The 25,869-nt window shown below is 71.8% G+C and carries 8 protein-coding genes; 2 read left to right on the forward strand and 6 right to left on the reverse strand.

The features are described 5' to 3' along the window. Positions 1–20: 20 nt before the first annotated feature. The 3 genes from ACFWZH_RS10210 to ACFWZH_RS10220 all read right to left on the reverse strand — a co-directional run bounded on the left by ACFWZH_RS10210 (position 21) and on the right by ACFWZH_RS10220 (position 3,810). Positions 21–2,126: a hypothetical protein gene (locus ACFWZH_RS10210; RefSeq protein WP_384427687.1), complete on the reverse strand. Its 2,106-nt coding sequence runs from the start codon at positions 2,124–2,126 to the stop codon at positions 21–23. After that, the gene (locus tag ACFWZH_RS10215) at positions 2,123–2,980 is read right to left on the reverse strand and encodes a hypothetical protein (RefSeq protein WP_384427689.1); all 858 of its coding nucleotides are present in this window, start codon (positions 2,978–2,980) and stop codon (positions 2,123–2,125) included. Before ACFWZH_RS10215 ends, ACFWZH_RS10210 begins: the two co-directional genes overlap by 4 nt. Before the next feature lie 134 nt (positions 2,981–3,114). After that, positions 3,115–3,810, reverse strand: coding sequence for a Crp/Fnr family transcriptional regulator (locus ACFWZH_RS10220; RefSeq protein WP_384427750.1), 696 nt, complete (start codon positions 3,808–3,810; stop codon positions 3,115–3,117). Between the two features lie 630 nt (positions 3,811–4,440). On the opposite strand from ACFWZH_RS10220, the gene ACFWZH_RS10225 reads away from it, so the two are divergent. Both ACFWZH_RS10225 and ACFWZH_RS10230 read left to right on the forward strand, forming a co-directional pair. Further along, on the forward strand, positions 4,441–4,752 hold the full coding sequence (locus ACFWZH_RS10225; protein WP_384427691.1) for a CU044_2847 family protein: 312 nt from the start codon (positions 4,441–4,443) through the stop codon (positions 4,750–4,752). Positions 4,753–4,806: 54 nt separating this feature from the next. Then, positions 4,807–8,838: a trypsin-like peptidase domain-containing protein gene (locus tag ACFWZH_RS10230; protein WP_384427693.1), complete on the forward strand. Its 4,032-nt coding sequence runs from the start codon at positions 4,807–4,809 to the stop codon at positions 8,836–8,838. A gap of 468 nt (positions 8,839–9,306) precedes the next feature. On the opposite strand, the gene ACFWZH_RS10235 is transcribed toward ACFWZH_RS10230, so the two are convergent. From ACFWZH_RS10235 to ACFWZH_RS10245, 3 genes are all read right to left on the reverse strand, one after another. After that, positions 9,307–13,641, reverse strand: a complete 4,335-nt coding sequence (locus ACFWZH_RS10235) for an SDR family NAD(P)-dependent oxidoreductase (protein WP_384427695.1) — start codon at positions 13,639–13,641, stop codon at positions 9,307–9,309. Then, on the reverse strand, positions 13,641–17,675 hold the full coding sequence (locus ACFWZH_RS10240; protein WP_384427697.1) for an SDR family NAD(P)-dependent oxidoreductase: 4,035 nt from the start codon (positions 17,673–17,675) through the stop codon (positions 13,641–13,643). The genes ACFWZH_RS10235 and ACFWZH_RS10240 overlap by 1 nt, the downstream gene beginning before the upstream one ends. Positions 17,676–17,787: 112 nt before the next feature. After that, a complete protein-coding gene (locus ACFWZH_RS10245; RefSeq protein WP_384427699.1) occupies positions 17,788–25,581 on the reverse strand; it encodes a MupA/Atu3671 family FMN-dependent luciferase-like monooxygenase in 7,794 nt (2,597 codons plus the stop codon). Positions 25,582–25,869 lie beyond the last annotated feature (288 nt).

Below are 25,869 nucleotides of genomic sequence, written 5' to 3' on the forward strand. Positions count from 1 at the left end.
CGCAGACGAGAGTCGGCGCCTTACAGCACGGCCATCAGACGATGAGCTACCGCGGGCGGGCCGCCCCCTCGCCGGTCGCGCAGTGTCCCGAGCATGTGATCGAGGCGCTTACGGTCCTCATCGGAGTCGACAAGCATCGGAAGCAGCATCGCCAGTTCCCGCTCGGCCTGCGGATCGCCGTCCGCCTCGAGGGCCCATCCGGCCAGGGCCTTCAACGCATCGGCTGTGTACCGCAGATCACCCAGGGCCGTCTGCCAGAGCAGGGTCAGCCACCGTGCGTCCTCGGGCGGGCCGGTTGAGGCGGCTTCCGTGTGCCACCGCAACAACAGCCAGCTGTCGGCGCGCGCGCAGGCCAGGACAAACGCCTGCAGCGCCAGGCGACGGCCGGAAGGCCCGTCCCCGAGGAGTTCGACCAGGCCCCGTAGCACCCGGCTGCGCACCGATGCCGATTCGTCGCTCAGCAGCAGCGCGGCGGACTCGGCGATGTGCTGCGCCTCCTGCTCGTCATCCCCAGTGCGAGCGGCTTTCGCCAACGCCTGCAGCGCTTCGTCGGGCATCCTTGGGCCCACCAGAGCGTAGGCTCGGATGGCTGTCCAGCGAAGCCGTGGTTCGGCCTCCTCCTCGCACCAGGAACGCAGGATCGGCGGGATGTTCGGGGCACCGACGGCGTGCGCCGTCGCGAGGGTGTTGGCGGCGACGAGGCAGTCGCGGTAGAGCTTCGACTTCGCCCAGCCCTCGATGAGCAGGGCCATCGCCGACGGCAAGTCGGTCTGGGCGAGCACCGCGGCGGTCACTGCCGCGCGGGTACGCACCAGCGGCCGGCCGTCCTGTGCGAGCTTCCGGAGCCACGCGAGCAGAGCAGGCCGCGCGGAGGGGTGGCTCGTCCAGACCTCGCGGAGGACCTCGACCGAGGCCCTGGGCTCCTGGAAGCGAGCCACGCGCTGGCGCACGGGGCCCCACTCGGTGTGTTCCTCCCTCCAGTACTCGACAGCGCGGGCCAGGCGCAGGCGTTTGGTGATGGACGTCCCGAAGATACCGACCCGGGGTTCCCTCCCGGCGTCCTCCGTTCTCTGGAACTGCGCGTACAGGGTGTCGCTGAGCTCCGCGGTCAGGGCGTAGGCGGCCTCGTCGAACGCTGCCAGGGAGATGAGGAACGCCTTGTCCCGGAGCTGGGTTTCGTCGCCCCCGAACCATTCCCGGACCTGCTCCCGGACCAGCCTCGGGCCGACGTTCGCCAGCTCCTCCCGAGTAGTCGTGCCGTCCGCGTGTTCGGCCAGTGCCTTCGCGAACGCCGCCGCCTCCCGCAGCTGGTGGTCGTCCCGGTCGAGGAACTCCTGGGAGAGTTCCAGAGCCAGCAGCTCGCGCTCCCTTCGCGGGTCGTCCACCAGGGCGTGCAGGTGTGACCGGAGCACAGCCTGGGGCGACGGCGGCACCCATGGAACAGGGTCGACGCCCCGCAGGGTCGCGAACAGGTCGACGGTGATGACGAGATAGGCGTCCTTCTCCCGGAGGGCGTCCCGCAGGGCCCACAGGTCGATGTCGCGCAGTGGGTTCTCCCTGCCCGTCACCAGGTCGCTCACGAGGTAGCCGTGCGAATCGCCATTCACCTCGTCCTTCAGCGCGGTCGGCGGGGTGTTGGGGTCGACGGCGCGTACCGGCACGGCGTCCAAGGAGCGCAGCAGCATCAGGGCAGCACTGCGGCGGCCGGTGAAGGGCGCGCCGTACAGCACGAGTACCCGCTTCTCGCGCAGCCGGTCGCGCAGGGGGTGCACGAGTTCCTCGTACCCGGCGAACTCCAGGGCAAGTTGGTCGAGTTCGGAAGAAGGGATGTTTCCGGAGGTGTGGGTGGCGGCGCCGAAACGGTAGTGGTGCTCCACCTTCGTGCCGAGAACAACGTCGCCTGCGACACTGCCCCCGCTGACCCCGGTCTGATCGCCACCGACCAGGCTGCCGCTGACCGCGGCCGGTACGTGCTCGTACAGCTCACGCCGCGCTGCCCAGGGGTCCTGCGGACGGTCGTCCTCCGCCTCGGCGTGCTGGTCGTTGGTCTGCTCCCGTTGGTCGGCCGCCGGGTCGGTGTCGTCCTGGGAGCGATCCGTCTGCTTGTCACCAGGCTGCTCGCTCATGCCTGCTCGCTCCGGCCCTCGTGCCGGACAGAGCCCATGACCACGTCCCCGGTGACGTGGCCGCCACTGACCCCGGTCTGATCGCCGTTGATCTGGCTACCGCCGACCGACACGGTCCCGCCGTTGAACGCGAATGCTGCCCCGGTGCTCGCAGGCACTGAGACAGGCGCCGCGGGAGCCTGCCCGGCGGCATCGTTGTGCGTACCACCGCTGCCGCGCCCGGCGGGCACGGGTCCCGGGGCAGGGACGGTGGTGAGGTGCGGGAGCGGACCGTGCAGCCACAGGTCGAGCCGGTCCTTCTTCACGGACACCGCGGCGTGGTGGAACTCCTCCGGGCGCAGTCCGCGGTGTCCATGGCGGACCACTCCTTCGTAGACGGGGGCCGAAACCCCCAGCACACAGTCCGTGTCTCGCTGCGCGAGCCCTTCGCGCAGGGCATCGGCATCGAGCAGCCGGCAGGATTGGTTGAGGTCGTGGCCGACGAGCCCGCCGACCGTGCCCTGCTTCGGGTCGAAGGCGACCTCCCCTGCGGCCAGTACCATCCGCAGCCGCATCTGGGCAGTGCTCGATGCCAGCCGGTTGTACTGGCACAACGCATCCGGGGTGGTCGTCAGCAGGGCCCGGAGGACCACAGTTTTCGGGATGTCGGCGCTGACCAGCACGATCAGGCCGTCCCCGCGATCCTCGCGGTACTGCATGTTCCTCTCAACACCCGCCTCAGCCAGGGTGTCCTCCACCACGTTGTGCAGTTCCCGGCGCAGGCAGGCCTGCACCACATCGTCCCGTCGGCTGAAGTCCTCGATGTCCAGCAGCAGAATGGTGCGGTTGACGGGTTCTGTCAGGGCCAGAATCATAGGTGCCTCTCGGACGGTCGGGCTCAGTCCGGAGCACTATCTCGTAGGGGTCTGACAGTGGAACAGGAACAGCTACACACAGCGTCTGTAGCCGATGGCACACAACTCGCCTCGACTGCAAAGCCATCGGTCGGCTATTCGCCGCCCCCGATCCGGCGCAGCAGGTCCGGGCGGACGATGACCAGTCCTCTGCGACTGGTGCGGACGATGTCGCGTTCCCGCAGCTCTTTCAAAAGCCTGGCCACCGCCTCGCGGGAGGCTCCGACCGCGCCTGCCAGCTCTTGCTGGCTGAGACCGGTGGTCAGGCGCACCCCCTCCGCATCCTGCACCCCGTGTGTGCGCGACAGCTCCAGGAGCAGGAGCGACAACCGCTCACGAACCCCGAGCGCCCCCTGCTCCACGCGTCGCCGATCGCTGGCCTGTGTCCGGTCCCCAATGAGGCTGAGCAGTTGGAGGGCAGTAGCCGGGAACTCCGCGAGATGGTCCAGGAATCTGCCGCGCTCGATCGTGACGGCCTCGACCTTTCCGAGTGCGGCGACTGTCGCCGAGCGCGAGCGGCCGCTGACTGCGGAGGCCTCACCGATGATGTCGCCCGGCCCCCGCAGGGCGAGCAGAGCTTCGTAACCGTTGGCCGCGGAGTGGATGACCTTGGTCCAGCCGGCGAGGATGACCACAACGTGAGTGGACGGTTCGTCCTGATGGACCAGGACGGACCGCGGGCTGTACTTCATGGGCCGGCCAAGCTCCAGCAGAGCCACCCGCTCCTGGCGCTCCAACCGGGCAAGAAAGGGAACTTGGTCGTCGAGCCTGCCGGCTCGTGACGGCGTCATGGGCTCGGACGCCGCGGAGACGGCTGCTGGTCCCTGCTGCCCCGACACAGGGCTGACCACGCCGTCGGTATCCACCCGCACTCCCCCAAAGCCACGTCACTCCGCGGTACTTCAGCGAAGTCTTCCCTTCACACCCTGCGCATCCAGCCTATGGCACAGATACCAGAGCACCCCAGTTGCGAGCGTCCTGCTGGCGCCGGCAATGACCCGCACGTGGGCAGTCAGGACACCGTCGGTCGGCCTCCCACCGAGCAATCCGGCACGGCGAACACCCGGCCCCCAGCCGTGGCTCCCGAGAGCGCACGAGAGCCGGCACCCGGACCAGGCCCTGCAAGAATGACCCGCCCAAGGTCACCCCAGGAAGCTCAACCGCACCCGCCGGTTCGGTTGTCGACGTTCATGTCCGCGAAGCTCCGTTGAAGCAACGCCAGGCTATCCGGCTCCCGAGGTGTATCAGGCCGTCGCCGTGGTCCCCCATCCGGACATGGTCACGCCGGAATGTAGCGCCAGTGCGGCGGCACAGGAGCCGCCTGGGTCGGTTCGCGCGCCACCACGCGCGAGCATCCAACTACCCATCTGGAGCCACATCTTGGATCTAAGCTGTGATCTCACTCCACAGAGGGGGCCGCGATGGCAGATCAGGTGGTGTCGTACGTGCTGGACGACGAGACAGTCGTCCAGTTCGAGATCGAGCCGACGGACGATTTTTACCAGGTCGGCGCCGCGGAGATCGTGGGGCAGGTACGCGAAGCCGTACGTCCGGCCGTGGAAGCTGCCCGTACGGTACTCGACCAGGCCGCGGCGCTCCGCCCCGCGGAGGTTCAGGTGAAGTTCGGGATCAAGGTCAGCGGGACGGCCAACTGGTTCGTCGCCAAGGCCTCGACGGACGCGAACTTCGAAGTGTCACTGTTATGGCGTCCCCCGGCGGCGGACGGGTCCTGAGCCTTGATGAGCACCGCTGCTGGCTCGGGCCCGCGCCCGGGCACCGATGCCTGGGTGGCCGCAGCGCACGGTACGGAACACGACGAGAAGGCGTTGGGTTCCGGCTTCCTCATCGACGACCACCGGGTGCTGACGTGCGCGCATGTCGCCTGCCCCACGTGGGAACGGACGCAGGAACTGTGGGTGGCGTTCCCCAAGTCGGACCAGTTCATGGACCGGCGCTTCCGGGTACGGGACGTGTTCGCCCCGGAGCCCCCAGCAAAGCGCCGGGCGCAGGACGTGGCCGTCCTCGTGCTCGCGCAGCCGGTCTCCGGCGAGCCGGCCGCGCGGTTGCGGCGGCCGACGCCATCCGCCCTCGTGGGCGAGGCGTGGTGGGCCTTCGGGTTCCCCGACGGCGACCTGTTCGGTAATTCGTCGGACGGGACGGTCGGCGAATCGCTCGCCTACGGGTGGGTGCGACTCGACACGGCCTCGCGCTATCCCGTCAAACCCGGCTACAGCGGCGCTGCGTTGTGGTCGCCGACGTACGGCGCGGTCGTGGGTATGGTCGGTCAAGCCAGTGGCTCGGGTGATGCCCGGGCTTTCACGCTCCATCACGTCGACAAGTGTCTGCCCGACCAGAAGATCGCACTGCTCGCCGACTGGTCAGCTGAGGCAGCGGGCGAGACTGCGCTCGCGGCGTGGGGCTGGACGCTGGACGAGGACCCGGAGGCTGGCCGGCACTGGAAGCCGCGCGCCCGCGGCGTTAGCACGGACGCCGAACAGGGCTTCCGGTTCCGGGGGCGAACCGCCGCGCTCACCGAGATCATCGGCTGGATGACTTGCGCTGTCGCGCCGCGGAAAGTCCTGTTGGTGACCGGGTCGCCCGGCGTGGGCAAGTCCGCGGTGCTCGGGCGAGTGGTTACCTCGGCGGATCCCGGTATCGCCGCGTCGCTCCCGGCGGACGACGACGCCTTGCGTGCCCCCCTGGGCTCGGTCTCCTGCGCCGTGCACGCCAAGGGAAAGACCGCCCTCGAGGTGGCTGCGGAGATCGCCACTGCGGCCTCGGCCTCACCGCCCGAGCGCGCAAGCGACCTCTCCTCCGTGCTGCGGACCGCGCTATCCGAGCGGCCCGCCTCCGCAAATGCGCCGTTCATCGTGGTCATCGACGCCCTTGACGAGGCCACCAGCGCGCAGCAGGCCCGCCTGATCGCGCGGCACATCGCCATCCCGCTGGCCGAGACCTGCGCGGATCTCCACGTCAGGGTGCTGGTTGGCAGCCGTCGCAGGGACGACGCCGGCAGTTTGCTCGACCCGTTCGGCAAAGCGGCCCGCGTCGTCGACCTCGACGCTCCCGAGTACTTCGACGCAGCGGACCTCACCGCGTACACGATGGCCACGCTCCAACTCCTGGGCGACGAGCGGCCCGACAACCCCTACGGCGACGACCGGACCGCACGCCCGGTCGCTGCCCGCATCGCCGATCTCGCTGACGCGAACTTCCTCGTGGCCGGGCTCACCGCGCGCGCTCACGGCCTGCACGACGCCCACGCAGCCGCGCCCGCCGACATCGCCTTCACGCCCACAGTCGCCGCGGCACTGCAGGAATACCTCGCACGGCTGCCTGCCGTTGACGGCGCTCCGGCGGCTGATGCCCTTTGTGTCCTAGCCTACGCCGAGGCACCGGGGCTCCCGTTGCCGTTGTGGAGCGCCGCGGTGGAGGAACTCACGGGCCACCACCTCACTGCGGACCAACTCCAGTCCTTGGCACGCTCGTCAGCCGCGAACTTCCTCGTCGAGACCGGCGTCAACGACCAGAACACGGGCGTGTTCCGGCTCTTCCACCAGGCCCTCGACGACGCGCTGCGGCAAAGCCGCGCCCAGCTCGGCTCGGCCGTGACCGACGAGCGCGCCCTCACACGCTCGTTCATCGCCTACGGCAGAAGGCTCGGCTGGGACCGCGCGCCCGCGTACCTGCTGCGTTCGCTGCCCCGACACGCTGTCCGCGGCAGGATCATCGACGAACTGCTTGCAGAGCCGGAGTACGCGCTCCATGCAGATCTGCGGCGCCTCATCCCGGCGAGCGGTTCAGCGCTCTCCGGGGCGGCCAAGGAACGTGCGCACATCCTGCGCCGGACGCCGCAGGCCATCGACTGTGATGCCGCCCGGCGCGCGGCCCTCTTCAGTGTGACCGAGACGCAGGAAGGGTTCGAGCAGGTCTATGGGCCTCTGGCTGCGCAAGGGCCGTACCGAGCCGAGTGGGCGGCAGTCGCCCCGCGCGCCGAAGAGGCGGTCCTTGAGGGCCACAGCGCCGAGATCCGCTCCGTGTGTGCCTTCGGCCCTGCATCCCGCACCCTGCTCGCCAGCGCCTCCGGCGACGGGACCGTGCGCCTGTGGGACCCAGTCACCGCTCGGACAGTTCGACGCCTCACACCCGAGTTCGGCCGCATCAGGGCGATGTGCGGCGTGATCGTCGACGAGCAGACCTACCTCGCTCTTGCCACGGACAACAACGTCTGGCTGTGGAACGAATCCCGGCAGTGCGCCGCGGGGCACCTAAGCGGCCACCTCAGCCCGATTCGCGACTTGTGCGCGTTCGACACGGCCGACGGCCCCTGCCTTGCGACCGCGAGTGCGGACGGAACAGTCCGTGTCTGGGATCCCACCGCACGACAGTGCACCGCGGTCCTTTCGGGGCACAGCGGCTGGGTCGAGAGTGTATGCGCAGTGGCGGTCGACGACGAAACCCTCCTGGCGTCGGGCGGGGACGAAGAGGACGGCTCCATTATTCTCTGGCGTCCCGATACCGGAGAACGTGTCCACGTCCTCGAGGGACACGAAGGTTCCGTCGTTGCCCTATGCGCCGTGCAGGTAGAAAAGCACACCCTGCTGGCAAGTCTCGGCGCGGACAAGACCGTTCGGCTGTGGGAGCCGGCCAGCGGCTGGTGCGTACGCACCCTCCCCGGTGAGGACCTGGACTTCACGCTGAGCGCCGTCACGGTCGAAGGACGCTCACTCCTTGCTGGCACGAGCGGCGATCTGGTCCGACTGCTGGACCCGGAGACAGGCCGGATCGCCATCACCCTCCAAGGCCACTCCGACTCCGTGGACTCCCTCTGCGTCCTGCGCGTCAACGGCCGAGACCTGCTCGCCAGTGGGGGCTCCGACCACACCGTGCGGCTGTGGGACCCGGCGGCACCGCGCGCCAGCCGTGTGAGCGCGATCCGCGCCCTCTGCCCCGCTCACAGCAGCGACGGAATGCTAGTGGCCGCCGGCGGCGACGACGGCGTCACCGAGCTGCGCGATCCCGACTCTGGCATCGTCGTCGGCGCGTTGAAGGGCAACCGCGAATGGGTGCGCGCTTTGTGCTCCCCAAACCGCCTCGACCGGCCGTACCTCGCCGGGTGCGGCGACGACGGAGCGGTGTGGCTGTGGGATCCCCTAGACGCCTGGCCCCGTTCCCGGCGTCCGGGCACCAAACCCGCCTACGCCGTGTGTGCCGTGCACGTTGGCGACCGAACGCTCCTAGCCATGGGCCACACCGACGGTAGCGCATGGCTTTGGGACCCACTCACCGAAGAGACCACGCACTTCTCCCGCTTCCGCAGCGGGATCTACGCCATGTGCCCCTTGGAACTTGCTGGACAACCGTACGTCGCCGCGGCCACGGACGGGCAGGACGGCGCAGTGTGGCTGTGGAACGCGGTCTCCGGTCAACGCCACAAGTTGGTTTCCACGAGCGAGACTTTTGCGATGTGCACGCTGCCCATGGCCGGGCGGACCGCACTCGCCACCGCGCACGCGCACGGGGGGATATACCTGTGGGACGCCGAGCGGGGCGAACTCTTCGGAGACCTCTCGGGTCACACGGGCGCGGTCAACGCAGTGAGCGTGGTCAGTGACGGCGGGCTCCTTCTCGCCACCGCCAGCAGTGACCGGACTGTGCGCCTGTGGGACGTGGCGAACCTGGCGCTGGTCGAGGAGATTCCCGTACACCATCCCGCGCTTGCCGTCACATGGGTGGCACAGCGGCTGATCGTCGGACTCGACCACGGGCTCCTAGCGCTGTCTCTGGGGGATGTAGGCCGCTATACCGTCGGAGGGTGAGCCGTGAACGCCAGGGACTCTGAGCGCGGAGCTTCTGTCCCTGGTCGTGTCCGCGAAACTCCGTTAGGGCAACACCACGGTAGCGGAGACCTCAACCGAACGGCTTCCGAGGTGCGACGTGACCAGACGCATCCCGCCCTTGCAACACCGCCGACCTCAGCCGCCCAGGAGCTGTGCCGCCTGCGCCGGTAGGAGCACCTGAGGGCGGCGGACATCGTTGAGATCCTGGCCGCCGAGCCCGACCGGTACCCGATCGAGGGCCGGTGGACGTGGGGTCGGGTGGAGGCGCTGATCGCCAACCCCAAACTCCTCAAGCGCCAGCCCTACGGCCGGGCCGGCTTCCCACTCCTACCAGCGCATCCTGCTCAACTGACCACCAGACAAAGTCGATCACCGGCTACGAAAATCTTGGAGGACCCTCAATCCTGATAGAGCCCAGCCGACCGCGTCGGCTGGTGCGGGGTCGCCTCACTCGATCAACTCCACCAAGTGTGCGGACAGTTCCGCGATAGTGGGGTAGTCGAAGCTGTAGGTCGGTGTGAGGCGGATGGCCAGGTCCTCGCGGAGGCGGCTGCGCAGGCGCAGGCCGAGGAGGGAGTCCAGACCCAGCTCGATGAAGGGGGTTTCGGTGTCGAGGCCGCCGAGTTCCTCTCCTAGCAGGGTTCCGACGGCGCTGGACACGTAATCGGTCATCCGGGTGGCACGCTGCCAGGGCCGGAGTGCGCGCAGGTCGGCGGCCACGGCGCCGGCGGCCGCCGGGATGGCACCCTCGGCCGGCGGGTCGGTGAGTTGGCGGGCGAAGGCGACGGGATCAGCGTCGGCGTGCGGTACCCGCAGGTGGGCGGCGAGCGTGGTGTCAGGTGTGGCGGCGAGCACGTGGTCGAGCACGGACATGCCCTGCTCGGGGCTGAGCTCGCCGAGACCCCGGCTGGTGCTCCTGGGCCGTTCCCCGAGGGCAGTGTGCATGCCGCCCCCGGACCAAGGGCCCCACTGGACCGAGGCCGCCCACTGCCCGCGCGCCCGGCGGCCTGCCGCGACGGCGTCCATCGCCGCGTTCGCGGCAGCGTAGGCGGCCTGGGCCGGGGCGCCCAGCGTCGCGGTGATGGACGAGAAACAGACGAAGAAGTCGAGGTCGAGCCGCTCCGTGAGCCGGTCCAAGTGACGGGTGCCGTCGAGCTTGGGGGCCAGCACCCGGGCCAGCGAATCGGATGTGAGGTTGGCCAGGGTCGCGTCGTCGAGCACTCCGGCCGTGTGCACGATGCCGCGTACAGGCGGATAGGCGCTCGCCAAATAGGTGAACAAGGACTCGAGTTGCGCGGCTTCGGTGACGTCCACCTGGGCTCTCAGCAGATCGAGGCCGTCGGCACGCAGCTCCTCAAGGATCGTCTCACCGATACCGGCGCCGCCTGCTGTCCGGCCGAGCGCCACCAGGTGACGGGCGCCCAGTTCGTACAACCGGCGCAGCACCCGGGCACCGAGCGCACCACCGCCGCCGGTGACCAGGTACGTCGCGTCGGGGTCCAGACGCGGCAGGGCGGGCTGCCCGGCGACCGGACTGATCCGGGCGAGCAGCCGGACGCCGTCACGGTAGGCGACCTCCGGATCGACACCACCGACCAGGTCGACCACCAGACCGGCGTCGAACGGGCCACCGTCCGTGTCCACGCAGCGGATCGCGATCTCGGTGAGCTCGGTGCGCGCGCTACGGGCCAGGCCCCACAGCGCCGCATGTGCGGGATCGGGGGCGGCATCGGTGGACTGGGCACGGGTGGTCAGCAGGACCAAGCGGCGCGGCGCGACGGTGGTGCCGTCCGCGTAGCCGCGCAGCAGGGCGGCGACGGTGGCGACGCAGTCGGGCAGGCCGACCGGTGCCGGATCCACGGTCGGGTCGGGGACGCAGACGACCCCCGCAGCGAGAGTGTCGGGCGTCCCGCTCGGCGGTGCCTCGCCCGGTGCCCGCAGCTCGCAGGACCCCGTGTGCGCGCGGATCGCTTCCGCGACGCGCACGGCGACCGGATTGTCGGGCGAGCCCAGCACGGTCCAGGACAGGTCCGAGGTGGTCTCGGTGAGGGGTCCCGGTGCCGGCTCCCAGACCGTGCGGCCGTGGAAGAGCGTTCCGTCGGTGGTCGACGCGGCCTCGGGTGTCACGGTCTGCGCGGCCGGGCCCGGGTCGATCCAGTAGCGTTCGCGGATCCGGTGCGAGGTGGGGATGAGCACCCGTCGTCCGGAGCCGCGCGAACCGAACCGGGAGGTGTCGACCGGCGTGCCGAGGGCGTAGAGTCGGGCGGCCGCCTGCGTGAGCGCCTCGGCCGTATCCCTGCGGCGCTGCAGGGAGGAGACGAAGGCCGCGTCGGCTCCGGAGCTCCGCCCGTGGCCACTGAGCACGGCGGCGGGGCCGATCTCCAGGAACAGACGGTGGCCGTCGAGCAGCGATTCCAGTGCGTCCCCGAACCGTACGGTCTCGCGCACCTGGCGCACCCAGTACGCCGGATCGGCGGCGGACAGCCCCGCACCGCCGGCCATCGAGGAGACGAACGGCACCCTGGGCTCGCGGAACCGGACCCCGTCGACGGCGCGCTCGAACTCCTCGCGCATCGGGTCGACGGCGCTGGTGTGGAACGCGTGCGTGGTACCGACGGCGGTGGTGACGGTCTCGGTACCGAATTCGGCGGTGATCTTGGCGAGCGCGTCCGCGGGCCCGCCCACCACTACCGCGCGCTCGCCATTGACCACGGCGATCTCGGCGGGCACGGCGGTGCGCGCGAGTACGTCGCGTACCCGGTCCTCGGTCTCCATCACGGCCAGCAGCGAGCCGGCCGGGCAGAGCTCGTCCATCAGCCGGCCGCGCGCCGTCACCAGCCGCAGTGCGTCCGGCAGGTCGAGGATCCCGGCCGCGCAGGCGGCTGCGTACTCGCCGAGGCTGTGGCCGAGCACGGCGGCGGGACGGACCCCGGCCGAGGTCCACACTCCGGTGAACGCGTACTGGAAGCAGAACAGCCCGAGCTGGGCCCAGCGTGCCTCGGTGTGCAGGGCTGGGGCATCGGTGCGCAACAGCTCCAGCAGTGCGGGGCCTGCCTCACCGAGTTCCTGCAGGCACTCGTCCAGTCCGGACCGGAAGGCCGGCACCCGCTGGTACAGGCTCCAGGTGGTCTCGGCGAGTGCGCCGCCCTGGCCGCTGTACAGGAAGACGGGCTGCTGGTCCCCCGGCGGCGCGGCCCGGTCCGCCGTCACGTCGTGGCGCGCCAGGGTGCGCAACCGCTCCACCAGGGTGTCCGCGTCGGGCGCGGCCACGGCGGCGCGGTGGGCGAAAGTGGGCCGGGCCGTCCGGGCGGTGACGCAGACGTCGGCCAGGTCCTGCTCGGTGGCGGCCACGTGGTCGGCATAGGCCTCGGCCTGCTGACGCAGCCCTTCCGAGCTGCGTGCTGACAGGGTGAGCAGGTAGGGGCCGGCGTCCGTCCGCGCGGCGGGCCGCTCGGGCGCCGCGGCGAGCACCACGTGCGCGTTGGTGCCGCCGCCGCCGAACGAGCTGATCCCGGCCAGGCGTTCGGACCGGTGCTGAATCCACGGGGTGTTCTCGGAGACCACGAAGAGCGGTGAACTCTCCAGCCGCAGCGCCGGGTTGGGAGTGGTGAAGTTCAGCGTGGCCGGGATCAGACCGTGCTCCAGCGCCATGGCCGCCTTCATCAGCCCGGGGAGGCCGGCTGCGGTGTCCAGGTGGCCGATGTTGGACTTCACCGATCCCAGGCCTATCTCGCGCCCGGTTCCGGCGCCGAACACCTGGGTGAGCGCGCTGACTTCGATGGCATCGCCGAGCGAGGTACCGGTGCCGTGCGCCTCCAGGTACCCGATGTCGTCCGGTGCGATCCCGGCCATCCGGTGCGCGGTGCGGACCACGTCGGCCTGGCCCTCGGCACTGGGGGCCAGGTAACCGGCCCGGACAGCTCCGTCGTTGTTGACCGCGCTGCCCTTGATGACCGCACAGATCGGGTCGCCGTCGGCCAGCGCGTCCTGCAGGCGGCGCAGCAGCACGACGCCCGCGCCGCTGCCCCCCACGGTGCCGCGCGCCGCCGCGTCGAACGGGCGGCACACGCCGTCCGGGGACAGGAAGCCGCCTTCCTCGTACACGTAGCCGCGGCGCAGCGGGAAGTGCACCCCGGCCGCACCGGCGAGCGCCATGTCGCTCTCTCCGGTGAGCAGCGATTGGCAGGCCAGGTGGAGCGCCACCAGGCCGGTGGAGCAGGCGGTCTGCACACCGATGCTGGGTCCGCGGAGGCCGAGGCGGTGCGAGACCCGGGTGCAGAGGTGGTCGCTCTGGGTGGCGATGAACGCCTGGAGCGGGGCGAGTTCGGTGAGCAGACCGGAGCTGCGGGCCAGGTTCTCGCTGAAGTAGGAGCTGAGTCGGTTGCCCGCGTACAGGGCCATGCCCGCGCCGCCGAAGCAGCCGATCCTTGCGTCGCCGAGCCGTTGCGGGTCGTACCCGGCCCGTTCGAGGGCGTCCCAGACGCACTCGAGGAAGAGCCGGTGCTGGGGGTCGGTGATCCGCGCCTCGGCGGGCGGGATCCGGAACAGCCCGGGGTCGAAGTCCTCGGCGCCTTCCAGGTAGCCGGCGGACGGCACGTAGTCGGGGTGGCGCACCAAGTCGGGGTCGACGCCGGCGGCGAGGAGTTCGTCGGGGGTGAAGGTGCGGATCGAGGAGACCCCGCCCGTGAGGTTGGCCCAGAACTGCTCGGGCGTGTTCGCGCCCGGGAACCGGCAGGCCATGCCGATGATCGCGACGTCCCGTCCGGATTCGGCGGTGCTCATCACACGGCCTCCGTTTCCAGGAGGGCGGTGCCCGGCCGGCCGAACCGGTCGGAGCCGCGCCGCGGCGCGGCCGGTTCGGGTTGTCCGCCCCCGCCTCCCCCGCCGCCCGCGCCGCGCAGGCGGTCCAGGTGCGCGGCGAGGGCGGCAACGGTCGGATGGGCGAAGAAGTCGGATATCTCCACCCGGGTCCGCAGCTTCTCCTCGATCAGGTGCTGCACCCGGGGCAGCTGCAGGGACCGCGCGCCCAGGTCGAAGAACCCTGCATCGTAGGGGACTTCGGGCGCGGCGAGGACCTTCTGCCAGATACCGGCGAGAGTGGCGAGGGTCTCCCGGTCGGCGCCCTCGCGCGAGCCCGTACCCGTCGGGTCGGCGACGGCCGCCACCGCGACCGGTGTGCCGCGCAGATCGTCGACGACGAGCTCGCCGGTGTGAGCGGGCAGCGGTACGCAGCGGACCTCGAGCCGGTCCAGCGGTGCGGTCGGCAGTTCGACGCGGGACAGAATGAACGGGTTGGTCGGCTCGAGGCCGATCACGGTGTGGCCGACGGGCAGCCGCACGGCGCTGTCGAAGGCGCGCAGCGCGGCCTCCACGGTGAGCACCCGGTAGCCGCGCGAGCGGACCAGTTCGTCGTCCTCGCTGCCCGCGCTCATGCCAGTCGACTGCCAGCGGGACCAGGACAGCAGATGCACCGGCACGCCCTGGGCGCCCAGTTGTGCGGCCCAGGCGTCGAGGAAGGCGTTGGCCGCGCCGTAGCCGGCCACCTGGGCGCCGCCGAAGAGCGCGTTGACCGAGGAGAAGGCGACCACGGAGCCCTTCCGCTCGGCGATCAGCCGACCCAGCAGCAGGGCGGGTTCGACCTTGGCGGCGAGCACCTCGCGCAGCCGTTCCGGCGTCAGCTCGGCGACCGGGACGCCGTCCATCAGTCCGGCCAAGTGCACGGCACCGGCGATCGGCAGGTTCCAGGATGCCTCGACCTCCGCGAGCGCGGCGCGCAGCCCGGCCTCCTCGCCGGAGTCGACAGCGAGGTAGCGGACCCGGCCGACCTGTTCCAGCTCGCGCAGACGCCGCCGGCGGGCGTCGAGTGCGCCCCGGTCGCCCTGCAGGGTGCTCGGCTCCGGCAGCGGGGTGCGGCCGAGCAGGACGAGCGAGCAGCCGGTAGTGGCGAGCAGATGACGGCAGACCTCGAAGCCGACGCCGCCGAGGCCACCGGTGACCAGGTAGGTCGCGTCCCGCCGGAAGAGTGCCGACGGCCCTTCTGTGTCGGACTCGGGCTCGGGCTCGGGCTCGGGCTCGGGCTCGGGCTCGGGCTCGGGCTCGGGCTGGCCGGTGATGCACAGCTCGCGCCGCACACCGCCCCGGTAGGAAACCACCGCGCCTCCCGCTTCGCCGAGCAGTTCGCCATCCACAGTCCGCTCATCGCCGGGTTCGGCGTCGATCAACCGCACCCGCAGCCAGGGCAGTTCGGCATCGAGGCTGGGGGCCAGCCCCGCGAGCGGGCTCAGCGCGAGGTCCGGGATTTCGTCGGCGGTGACCGCGCACAGGCCGGCGCCGAGCAGGGTGAGCCGGATCGGCCCGCGCGGCCCCAGTTCGTCCAGTGCGCGGACCACCAGCAGTACCTGCTCGATCACGGCGGCCTGACGCTCGATCAAGGTGCGCGCGTCCTGCGGCTGCGGCTCGGCCGGGAAGGCGAGCACCACTTCGCCGGGTAGCCGGGTACCGTTCGCGCCGTCGGCCAGGAACGCGCCGACCGCGCCGACCGAGGGCGCAACAGTGACCAGTTGGGGGTCCATCTCCTGGTCGCCGTCCCAGATCCCGAAGGTACAGCGGCGCCCGTGGGCGGTCAGCAGGGCACGCAGTCGTCCGCCGGTCGCGGCGTCCGCGCCCAGCACCACGGTCCGCGCGCCGTCGATGTCACGGATGCCGGGCGCGGTGGGACGGGCCGCTCGGACGCGCCACTCGGGGCGGGCCAGCCACACCCCGGCGGGTTCGGCCGCCGCGCCGCGCGCCAGCCGGTCATCGAACTCCCCCGCGTGCAGCCGTGCGGCGAGCACCGCACGGCGGATCTTGCCGATCGAGGTCTTGGGTATCTCCTCGGGCCGCACCTGGATGACGTGCCGGGGCGGGAAGCCGTAGTGCTCCAGCACCCGGCGGCGTACGTCAGCGCCCACCACCTCCGCCTGCTGGCCGGCCCGCGGGCTGTAGAAGACGGCGATCTCGTCGGTGGCGGCGTTGTCGGGGCGGTAGCAGACCGCGGCGGTGAAGCTCTCGAGTACCCGGTCGGAGCGCTCGACCACGGCCTCCACCTCGGTCGAGGGGATACTGATGCCGTTGACCCGGATGACGTCCTTGGAGCGGCCGACGATGGTCAGTGCCCCGGCGGCGATGACGGCGCGGTCGCCGGTGCGGAACCAGCCGTCGGGTGCGAAGGAGTCGGCGTTGGCCTTGTCGTTGTTGTGGTAGCCGCGGGTGACCATGCTGCCGGTGACCTCCAGGTCGCCGGTCTCGCCCTCGACCGCGGGCGAGCCGTCGGCCCGGACGATGCGCACCGACAGGCCGGGGAACGGGCCGCCGACCGTCACGGGACCGAGCAGTGAGCCCCCCGTGCCGGAGAAATCCTGGTCCGCGGTCACCACGGAGCAGGTCTCGGACATGCCCCAGGCGGGCTGCACGGTGTGATCCCGCAGTCCGAACGGCGCGAGCACGGCGAGGAACTGGCGTACTTGCTCGGCGACGACCATCTCCCCCGCGTTGATGATGGACCGCACCCGGGACAGGTCCCAGTCACGGTCGGCCAGGTCCCCGGCGCGGGCTCCGATCAGCGAGAAGGCGAAGTTCGGCGCCCAGGTCAGTGTGGCCCGGTACTGGGTGAGCAGGTCCAGCCAGCGCAGCGGGTCGCCCAGCACGGCGTCGGTGGGGACGTGCACGTCCTCGCAGCACAGGTAGACGTCGCGGACATGGCACATCAGCAGGCCGACCACGTGGTCCAGCGGGAACCAGTTGACGGAGACGTCGTCGGCGCCGAGGCCGAGCGTGGCGCGGGCGGCGGCGGTCATCGAGAGGATCGCCGCGTGGGTCTGGGTGACCAGCTTGGGCATCCCGGTGCTGCCGGAGGTCAGCAGCATCACCGCGATGTCGTCCGGCCGGATCTCCGCCGGGGTGGCGGGCTCGGCCTCGGTCAGCGCGTCCAGGCCGTGCAGCCGGGCGCGTTCGCGTACGGCCGGCGGCACGCTCGTCGGGTCGGAGGTGACGATCACGGGCTCCTGGAGCAGTTCCCACACGTACTGCAGCCGCTCCGCCGCCGAGGCGCCCGCCTCCGCGGTGACCGGGGCGCACGGGACAGCCACCGCGCCGGTCAACTGGCAGGCCCAGAAGGCGGTCAGGAACTCCTCGTTGTCGCCGGCCGGCAGCAGCACCGGATCGCCCGGACGCACCCCGGCCCCCTGCAGGCCCTTCGCCACCCGTGCGGCGCGCTCGCGCAGCTCGCCATAGGTCAGCCGGACCGCCTCGCCCGCGCCCGGGTCGAACACCACGCCCGCGCTGCCGGCCGCGGCCCGCTCCAGTGCCTGTACGAGGGTGAGCGGACCGTCCGGGTGGCTGATCCGCCGCCCGCCGCTGAGCAGTGCCGGGGGCGCCTCGCCGTCCTGACGCGCGGGCACCGGCGCGGCGTCGCCCGGCCAGACCACCAGTCCGCCGGGCTGCGGTACACCGGCCTCCACGATCGCGGCCCGGGCCTGGGTGGCGCCGACTTCGAGTGCGGCCCGTTCGGCCGCGCGCAGTGTGTCCTCGCCGAGTGCCGGCAGCTCGGCCAGCCGGTCCTGGTCCACGTGTCCCTCGGGGTCGCGGGGCAGCGCGGTCAGCCGGACCAGGTGCGGGCCCAGCTCCTGCGGCACGCCGACGCAGGCGCGCCGCAGGGTGCGCAGGAGGTCGGCATGGCCGGTCGGCCGCCCTGGGACCACGTAGGCGATGATCCCGGTATCGGCCGGCCCGGCGGCCACCCACCAGTCGGTGATCCCCGGCAGCTCCCGGAGTGCCACACGGACTCGGTCCGCTGCCTGCTCGACGCCAGGGGATCCTGACTCCTGATTCATCGCTCTCCTACTTGCTGTTCGGCGGGACGTGCGGTGGCGGCGGGCGGCCCGCCCTTGGTCAGTGGGACCGCACCGAGCGAGCCAGGTCGCTGACGGTGGGCGCGTCGAAGAAGACGTCCACGGGGAGGTCGACCGCGAACCGGGTGCGGATCTTCGCCAGGATCTGGACCGCGGCGATGGAGTCGCCGCCCTCCTCGAAGAAGTCCGACTCGGCGGTGAGTCCGGTCCGGCCCAGGACCTGGGACCAGATCGCGATCAGCTCCGGGACGATGCCGGGGTCCCGCGTGGTGGGGGCAGCGGCAGCCTGATCCGACGTGCCGGATCGCGGAGTCGACTCATCGGTGCGCGGAGTCGGCGACGGGTACGCGCGGGCACTCTCACGCTCCGACGGAACCCGTTCGTCCCACCGCACGGCGCGGCCGCCGGCCGCCGCGGCGAGCAGGGCCGTCCAGTCCCCCAAGTCCGCCATGCCGCGCGGAAGCAGCTGCCCGTCCTCGGCTGCGTCGCCGTGCGAGGCGATCGACGCGGCGACCGCACCCGCCAGCTGACGGTGCGTCACCGAAAGGTCAGGCCCCAGTCGCAGTGCCACGGCATGATCGTCGAGCACCGGCAGCTCGGGCACCGGCCCGGCGTCCCAGGCGTGGACCTCCACCAGGGCTACGCCGTCGAGACCCGGCACCCGCCCCCGGTCGGCGACGGCCACGGTCGGCCGCCCGGCCGTCGCGGCGCCGTCGGAGCCCAGCGGGACCCAGCAGCCGCCGGACCACAGGATGCCGAGCAGTCCCACCAGCAGCGCGGACCCCGGTTCCACCGCGAGCCCGACCGGATCGCCGACGCCGACCCCGGCCTCGACCAGCCGTGCCGCCAGCCGTCGGGCCCGCTCGACCGCCATGGCGAGCGTCAGCGGAACCGTCTCGCCGCACACCGGCACGGCCTGCGGCCGCCGCTCGGCGTGCCGCGCCACCAGGTCCGTGGCACGCTCGGCCTCGGCCGCGGGCGCGCCCACAGCGGCGCGCAGCAGCACGTCGAACCGGTCGTTCAGTGCCCGGACCTCGTCCTCACTGACCGCCTCGGTGTTGTAGTCCCAGGAGATCCGGTGGCCGCTGTCGAAGTGTGTGATGTTCAGCCCCAGGTCGAACCGGACCGCGGGGGCCCCGCTCTCCAGGTGTCGCACCGTGAGCCCGGCCAGCTCCGGCAGGTGCGGCTTGTCCCAGCTGAACACGGCCGAGAGGATCGCCGGCTGGCCCCACGTCGCGGGCTTCGGCAGGTCACGCATGATCTCGGCCAGCGTGCAGGCCTCGTGGTCGAAGGCGTCGAGCAGGACGCTGCGGATCCGGCGCAGGTGTGCGGGGAAGTCCTCCGCCGGGTCGCGGAGCGAACGGATGGGCAGCACGTTGGCGCAGTAGGCGACCAGGTCCTTGCCCGGGCCCTCGGCAGGGCGGCGCGCGGTGGGCACGCCGACCACCACGTCATCCTGGCCGGCTATCTCGTGCAGCAGCGCCGTGTAGGCGGCCAGCACCACCATGAAGGGGCTGGCTCCGTGCTGGGAGCCGAACTTCTGCACCCGGCGCAGCAGGTCCTGGTCGAAGTCGACGTTCAGCCGGGCACCCGCGTGCCCGGTCACCCGCTTGCCGACGGTGCGGCCTCGGCCGGGCAGGGCGAGCGGCTCGGGCAGCGGGTCGAAGATGCCGCGCCAGTACGCCAGGTCGGCCTCGGTGGCGGGCCGACCGTCGGGCCCGAGCAGGTAGTCGGCGAGCCGGGGGGCCGGGGCGAGCGGCTCGCCGACGCCGATCTCGTGAGCGTAGAGCCGGCCCAGTTCGTCCAGCAGCACGTTCTCCGCGCTGCCGTCGACGGCCACATGGTGCGCGGTCAGGCAGAGCAGGTGCTCGCGGGGCCCCACGGTGAGGAGCGTGCCACGCAGCAGCGGTCCACGGGCCAGGTCGAACGGGCGGGCGGCCTCCTCCTCCAGCAGCGCCGTGACCTCGCGGTCGCGCGCGGCCTCGTCCAGACCGGACAGGTCGACCAGCTCGAGATCAGTGTCCACATCCGTCCGTACGGTTTGGGTGGCGCCGTCGTCGCTGAAGGCCACCCGCAGCGCCTCGTGTCGGTCCACCAGCGTCCGGAACGCGGCGCGCACCGCCCGGGTGTCCAACTCTCCGCTCAGGCTGAGCAGTCGGCGCAGGTTGTACGCGCTGTTGGTCTCGGCGCCGAACTGTGCGGCGGCCCAGACCAGGCGCTGGTTGGGGGTGCTGGGCAGCGCGGCGGACTGCGGCGGACCGCTCTGCGGTGCGGCCGGGCGCTCGGGCTGGGTGAGGACGACCGCCGGGCGGGTCGGGCCCGCGTCGCGGGCAGGGGCGTCGGCCACCGTCCGGCGCAGCCGGTCGAGCGCCTCGAATCCTTCGCGCGCCAGGTCCGGCTGCACGCCGAAGTCCACGAAGCAGGCGATCTCGTCCACCCCGGCGTCGGCGAGCTCGTCCACGGTCGCCCGGCAGCCGTCGATGCCGCCGATCAGCGAGCGATGACGCAGGTACTTGTCCTGGGCCGAGCGGATCAGGAACTCGCGGTCGGACTCGGCCAGCCGATCCGGGTCGATCCGCCGCTCGGCGGGCGACATCCGGTTGGTCAGGTCGAGCGCCGCGGCCAGGTAGCGCGCCAGCGGGTCGGCGGCCGCGGCCCGCACCTTCTCCTCGTCCTCGCCGACCAGGGTGTGCACGAGGACCGTGATCCGGCCCGCGTCGTGGCCGGCCCGGGCCCGGGCCTCCCGGTAGGCGGCGATCTTGGTCTTGAGCTCGGCGACGTCCTGAGTGAGCAGGTTGGTCAGCACCCCCAGGCCCGCCTCACCGGCCGCGCCGAACGCCTCGGAGCTTCCCAACGTGGTGAGCCACAGCGGAAGTTCGGGCTGTACGGGACGCGGATAGGTGAGGACCTTTTGGGTCCCTTCGCCCGCGCGGAACTCCAGTTCCTCGCCGCGCCACAGCCGACGGACCTGGTCGATCCGCTTCATGGTGACCTCGCGGCGGTCGGTGAAGGAGCCGGGCGCCAGTACGAAGTCGCGGTCGTTCCAGCCGGAGGCGACGGCGATGCCGACCCGCCCTTGGGAGAGCCGGTCCACCACGGCCCACTCCTCGGCGATCCTGGCCGGGTGGTGCAGCGGACCCACCACGCTGCCTGCGCGCAGCTTGACCCGGCTGGTGCGCTGGGCAAGCGTCGCGGCGAGCACGGCGGGGTTGGGCGACAGGCCGCCGAAGGGGTGGAAGTGCCGCTCGGGCAGCCAGATCGCGTCGAAACCGTGCTGGTCGGCGAAGTCGGCGCCGTCCATCAGCAGCTGGTAGTGCGCGTCGATGTCGATCATGTCGCTGTCGCCGAAGTAGGACAGGCTCAGCTGCGGGGCGCGGCGCGCGGCCGGGACGGCCGGGGCCTGCGGGCGTTCGGGTTCACGTACCGTCAGCACCGGTGCGACCGGCGCTGACGGTGGTTCCGGGCGCCGGGGCGCGGCCTCGGGCTCACGGACCGCCGGCGCCGGACCGGACGATCCGTCGGCGCGCTGCCACAGGCCGGCCTCCCTCATCTCGGCGGCCGCGTCCAGGGCGGCGTGCACCACCTGGTCGGCGTCCTCGTCGGTGTGCGCCGTGGACAGGAACGAGGCTCCGGTCTCGGCGACGTACACGCCGCGCAGCGCCAGGTTGGCGCGGAACAGGTCCATCTCCACCGGCTGGTGGACGAAGCTGAAGTTGGCGTTCTGCGCGAACCGGAAGAAGGAGCCCGTGTTGGCCGCACCGAGCGGCACACCCAGCTCGGCGAAGCCTGCGTTCAGCCGTTCGGTCATCGCGTCGGAGCGCTCGTTGAGCTCCTTGTACAGCTGCGGTCCGTTCTCCCGCAGGTGCCCGAGCACCGCGCGGGAGGCCGCCAGGGCGAGCGGGTGGTTGGCGTATGTGCCGGCGGTGAAGGTAAGTGCGGTCTCGCCCGGGATCCGCCACTCGCCCACCCAGGACCCGCCGTCGACCAGGTCGAGGAAGTCGCGGCGGCCCGCGACGGCGGCCATCGGCAGGCCGGCCGCCAGCGTCTTGCCGTAGGTCACCAGGTCCGCCCGGATGTCGAACAGCTCCTGGCAGCCGCCGGGCCCGACCCGGAAGCCGGTGAGGACCTCGTCGAAGACCAGCGCGATACCCTCCTCGCGGGTGAGCGCGCGCAGTCGGCGCAGGAAGTCCACCGGGTGCAGGCCCGGGTTGCCGTTCTGCACCGGCTCGACCACGACGGCCGCGAGCTCGTCGGCCAGCTCGGCGATGGTGGTCAGCGAGCTCTCCCGGTCCAGCGGCAGCACGATGACGTCGTCCACCATCGCCTGCGGGGTACCGACGACCATCGGGTCCGCGCCACTGGCCGGGTGGTCGAGTCGGGGTGAGACCAGGGTCCCGTCGAAGTGGCCGTGGTAGGCCTTGGCGAACAGTACGATCTTGGACCGGCCGGTGGCGGCGCGGGCCAGGCGGATCGCGGTCATCACGGCCTCGGTGCCGGAGGCGCAGAACAGCATCCGCTCGGCACCGGTCAGCTCGCTGACGAGCCCGGCCACCTCGCCGGCCAGTCGGCTGGCGCTGCCCAGTTGCATGCCCTGGCGCATCTGCTCGGCCAGAGCCGCGACCACCGGCTCGGGGCTGTGACCGAGCAGGTGGGCACCGAAGCCCATGGAGAGGTCTATGTACTCGTGCCCGTCGGCGTCCCAGAAGCGGGAGCCGGCCGACCGGTCGCCGCACAGCGGGTAGCGGATCGCGCGTACCTCCGGGCGGGTCGCCGGGGCGTAACGCCGGTTGTTGGCCAGGCGGTCTTGGTTGCGCAGCGCGTACTCGCGGGAGGCGGCGGTGCGGGCCTGGTAGCGGGTGATGACGTCGGAGAGGTACGCCTCACGGCGGGCGGCCGGCGCGAGGGCGGGCGCTGCGGCCGCGGGCTCTGCGGCACGTTGCCCGGGAACGGGGGTCGTGGCTGGGGCAGTTCGGGCACGCAGCTCGGTGAGCTCGGCGGTCAGCGTTCTGACCTGCGCCTGTAGTGCCTCTAAGGCGTCGCCGACGGGACCGGGCGCCGTGGACGCGGCGACTGGCGCAGGGGCGGAGACCGGAACAGGAGCGGGTGCGTGGACCGGAGTCGGGGCAGGGGTGGCGACCGAGGCCCGAACGGGAGCCGGAGCCGAAGCCGGGACGGCGGTCGGGGACGGTACGGCAGTCGGCGCGGGCGCGTTCTCGGGCTCTGGCACGCTCTCGGCCGACGCGCCGATCGCGCCCGCGACATGACGGGCGATCTCTTCGATGGTCAGCAGGTCCTCGAAGAGCTCACGCACCGTCAGCGCGACGTCGAACCGGTCCGCGATCCGCTGCACGATCCGTGCGAAGACCAGCGAGTCCGCGCCGAGCTCCAGCAGCGGCGCCCGCTCGGACACCTCCGCTTCGGCCATGCCCAGCATGTGCGCGAGTTCACTGCGCAGGAACGCTCCAACGTCGGCCATGCCGCCATCCCATTCTTCGTCAGGTTGATCGTCCGCGTGTGCTGTGCTGGGTACGAGCTGCGGGTCCGGGATACCGGACAGCCACAGCCGGTTGCGCCGGAACGGGTGGCCGGGGAGCCTGGCCGAGCGCACCCCGGGCAGCACGCGCCGCCACTCGACGGCCCGCCCGTGGACGAACAGCTCGCCGAGCCCGGCCAGCACACCGGCCCGCGAGCTGTCCTCGACGCCGGTCAGTGCCGTCGCCACCGCCGTTCCGGGAGCGGTCGACGCGAGGGCGCGCCCGGCCAGTCCGGCTTCGCCGCCGGCCTGCAGCAGGACGCAAGGGGTCCGTGCCGCGAGCGCCGCTGCCTCGCGCAGAACCGGGTGCGAGCCGTCGCCGCCCCGGGCGATCACGATGTCGGCCGAAGCGGGAGTCGGCTGCCCGGCCGGACCGCCCCCGCCCGTACCTCCCGTGACCACCGACACGGCTTGGGGCAACGAGAGTTCGCCTGCCAGACAGCGCGCCACGGTGGCGGTGCCGGGCTCGGCGATCAGCACGTCGGGCGTCAGGCCCCAGGCCCGCCACATCTGGCCGGCCGCGTACCGGCTCGCGAAGGCCGCCAAGTCGCTCGCCTTGCCGCCGAGGAGGGCCCCGGGTTCCACGCCCGCCGCCTCGGCCACCGCGTCGACGGCCTGTCGGAACACCTCGACCTCGCGGTAGGTCCGCGTCGGCAGGCCAGTTGGGCCGCTTTCGGGCAGGAGCACCACCACCGGGGCCTGTGCCGGGCGCGCGCCCAGCTCGCCGACGCGCACGCCGGGGGCCGCGCCGGTGTTCCCGTACTGAAGCAACAGCTCGCGGGCGGCGCCGGCGTCGGGTGCGACAAAGGCGAGCCGGGTGCGGAATGCCGACCGGCCCACGGCCAGGGCGGCGCACACCTCGTCGAACGGCGCGTCCGTCTCCTGCCACGCCTGCGCACACTCCAGCGCCGTCGTGCGCAGCGCCTCCTCGTCCTTCGCCGAGAGCAGCACCAGGCCGGGTCCATGCGGCGCCGGTGTGACCTCCGGTCGTACCGGGGGTTCGGTGACCACCACGTGGCAGTTGGTGCCGCTCAGCCCGAAGGCGCTCACACCGGCGGCGCGCGGGCCGGGTCCGGCCGCCCAGCGGCCGTGCGCCGTCTGCACCCGCAGGCTGCTCCGCTCCCAGTCGATGTGCGGGTTGGGTGTGCGGTGGTGCAGCGTCGCGGGGATCTCACCGCGCTCCACCACCAGCAGGGCCTTGAGCAGCGAGAGGATGCCGGCGGCGGCCTCCAGGTGGCCGAAGTTGGTCTTCACCGAGCCGATCACCAGCGGCTGGTCGGCCGGCCGGCCCTCGCCGTAGGCCGCCGTGAGGGCCTCGGCCTCGATCGGGTCTCCCAGAGAGGTCCCGGTGCCGTGCGCCTCCACGTAGCCGACTTCGGCCGGGGCGAGCCGCCCCATCCGCAGGGCGCTGCGGATGACCTCTTGCTGGGCCCGGCCGTTGGGGGCGGTGAGCCCGCTGCTCGGCCCGTCGTGGTTGACCGCCGAGCCACGCAGCACGCCGAGGATCGGGTCGCCGTCGCGCTGCGCGTCCTCAAGGCGCTTGAGTACGACCGCGCCGGCGCCCTCGCCGAGCACGAACCCGTCGGCCTCGGCATCGAAGGCGCGGCATACCCCGGTCGGTGACAGTGCGTTGGTCAGGCCGCGGGTGGCGATGTTCCACGGTGTACGGACCAGGTGGATGCCGGCCGCCAGTGCCACCTCGCTCTCGCCCGAACGCAGCGACTGCGCGGCCGTGTGGACGGCGACCAGCGAGGAGGAACAGGTGGTGTCCAGCGTGAGGGCGGGACCGTGGGACCGCAGCAGGTAGGCGATCCGGCCGGCCGCCATGGCGCGGTTGACGCCGAGCAGGGAATAGGCGTCGAGCTGGTCGAACCGCGCGGGTGCGGTGGCGAGCTGGGCGTAGTCATCGCCGCCGATGCCGATGAAGACGCCGGTCGCGCTGCGGGCGAGTGCGTCGGCCGCGAGGTTGGCGTGCTCCAGAGCCCGCCAGCAGGTCTCCAGCAGGATGCGCTGCTGCGGGTCCATGCTGGCCGCTTCTTTGGGGGAGATACCGAAGAAGCCGGCGTCGAACCCGTAGACGTCGCCGAGGAAGGCCCCGCGCACGGGCAGGGACGGCTGGGCGTGGTCGGCTCCGAGCAGGGCCGCGGTCTCCCGGTGCCAGGGGGCGTCAGGCAGGTCGGTCACGGCATCCACGCCATCGCGCAGGGCGCGCCAGAGGGCGTCGAGGCTCTCGATGCCGCCGGGCAGCCGGCAGGCGGCGCCGATCACGGCAATCGGTACCGCCGTACCATCGGGTTTCATCGCGCTCACAGAATTCCAATGGGAAGCAGGGCACTCTTGGACAATGAATGGTTCGGCATGGCCGGAAATCATCGGGGCCGCTCTTGTATTCGCAATACGGCGGCCTGCCGAATGTGACTTAAAAGGCCCTCGCGACCTCCCCGGCGCTCCACCTATATCGCTCGGGGAAGGTGCTGGACCACGAGCAACTTGAGGCTAAGTCACCTTGTTTCAGTGGTCAAGATCTTCTAGACCACACTCCTATCCCCTCCAGATCCCCCTCCGGCCAGGACCACTCAGAACCCCCTG

This window comes from Streptomyces sp. NPDC059008 (assembly GCF_042749045.1).
Classification (GTDB): Bacteria; Actinomycetota; Actinomycetes; order Streptomycetales; family Streptomycetaceae; genus Streptomyces.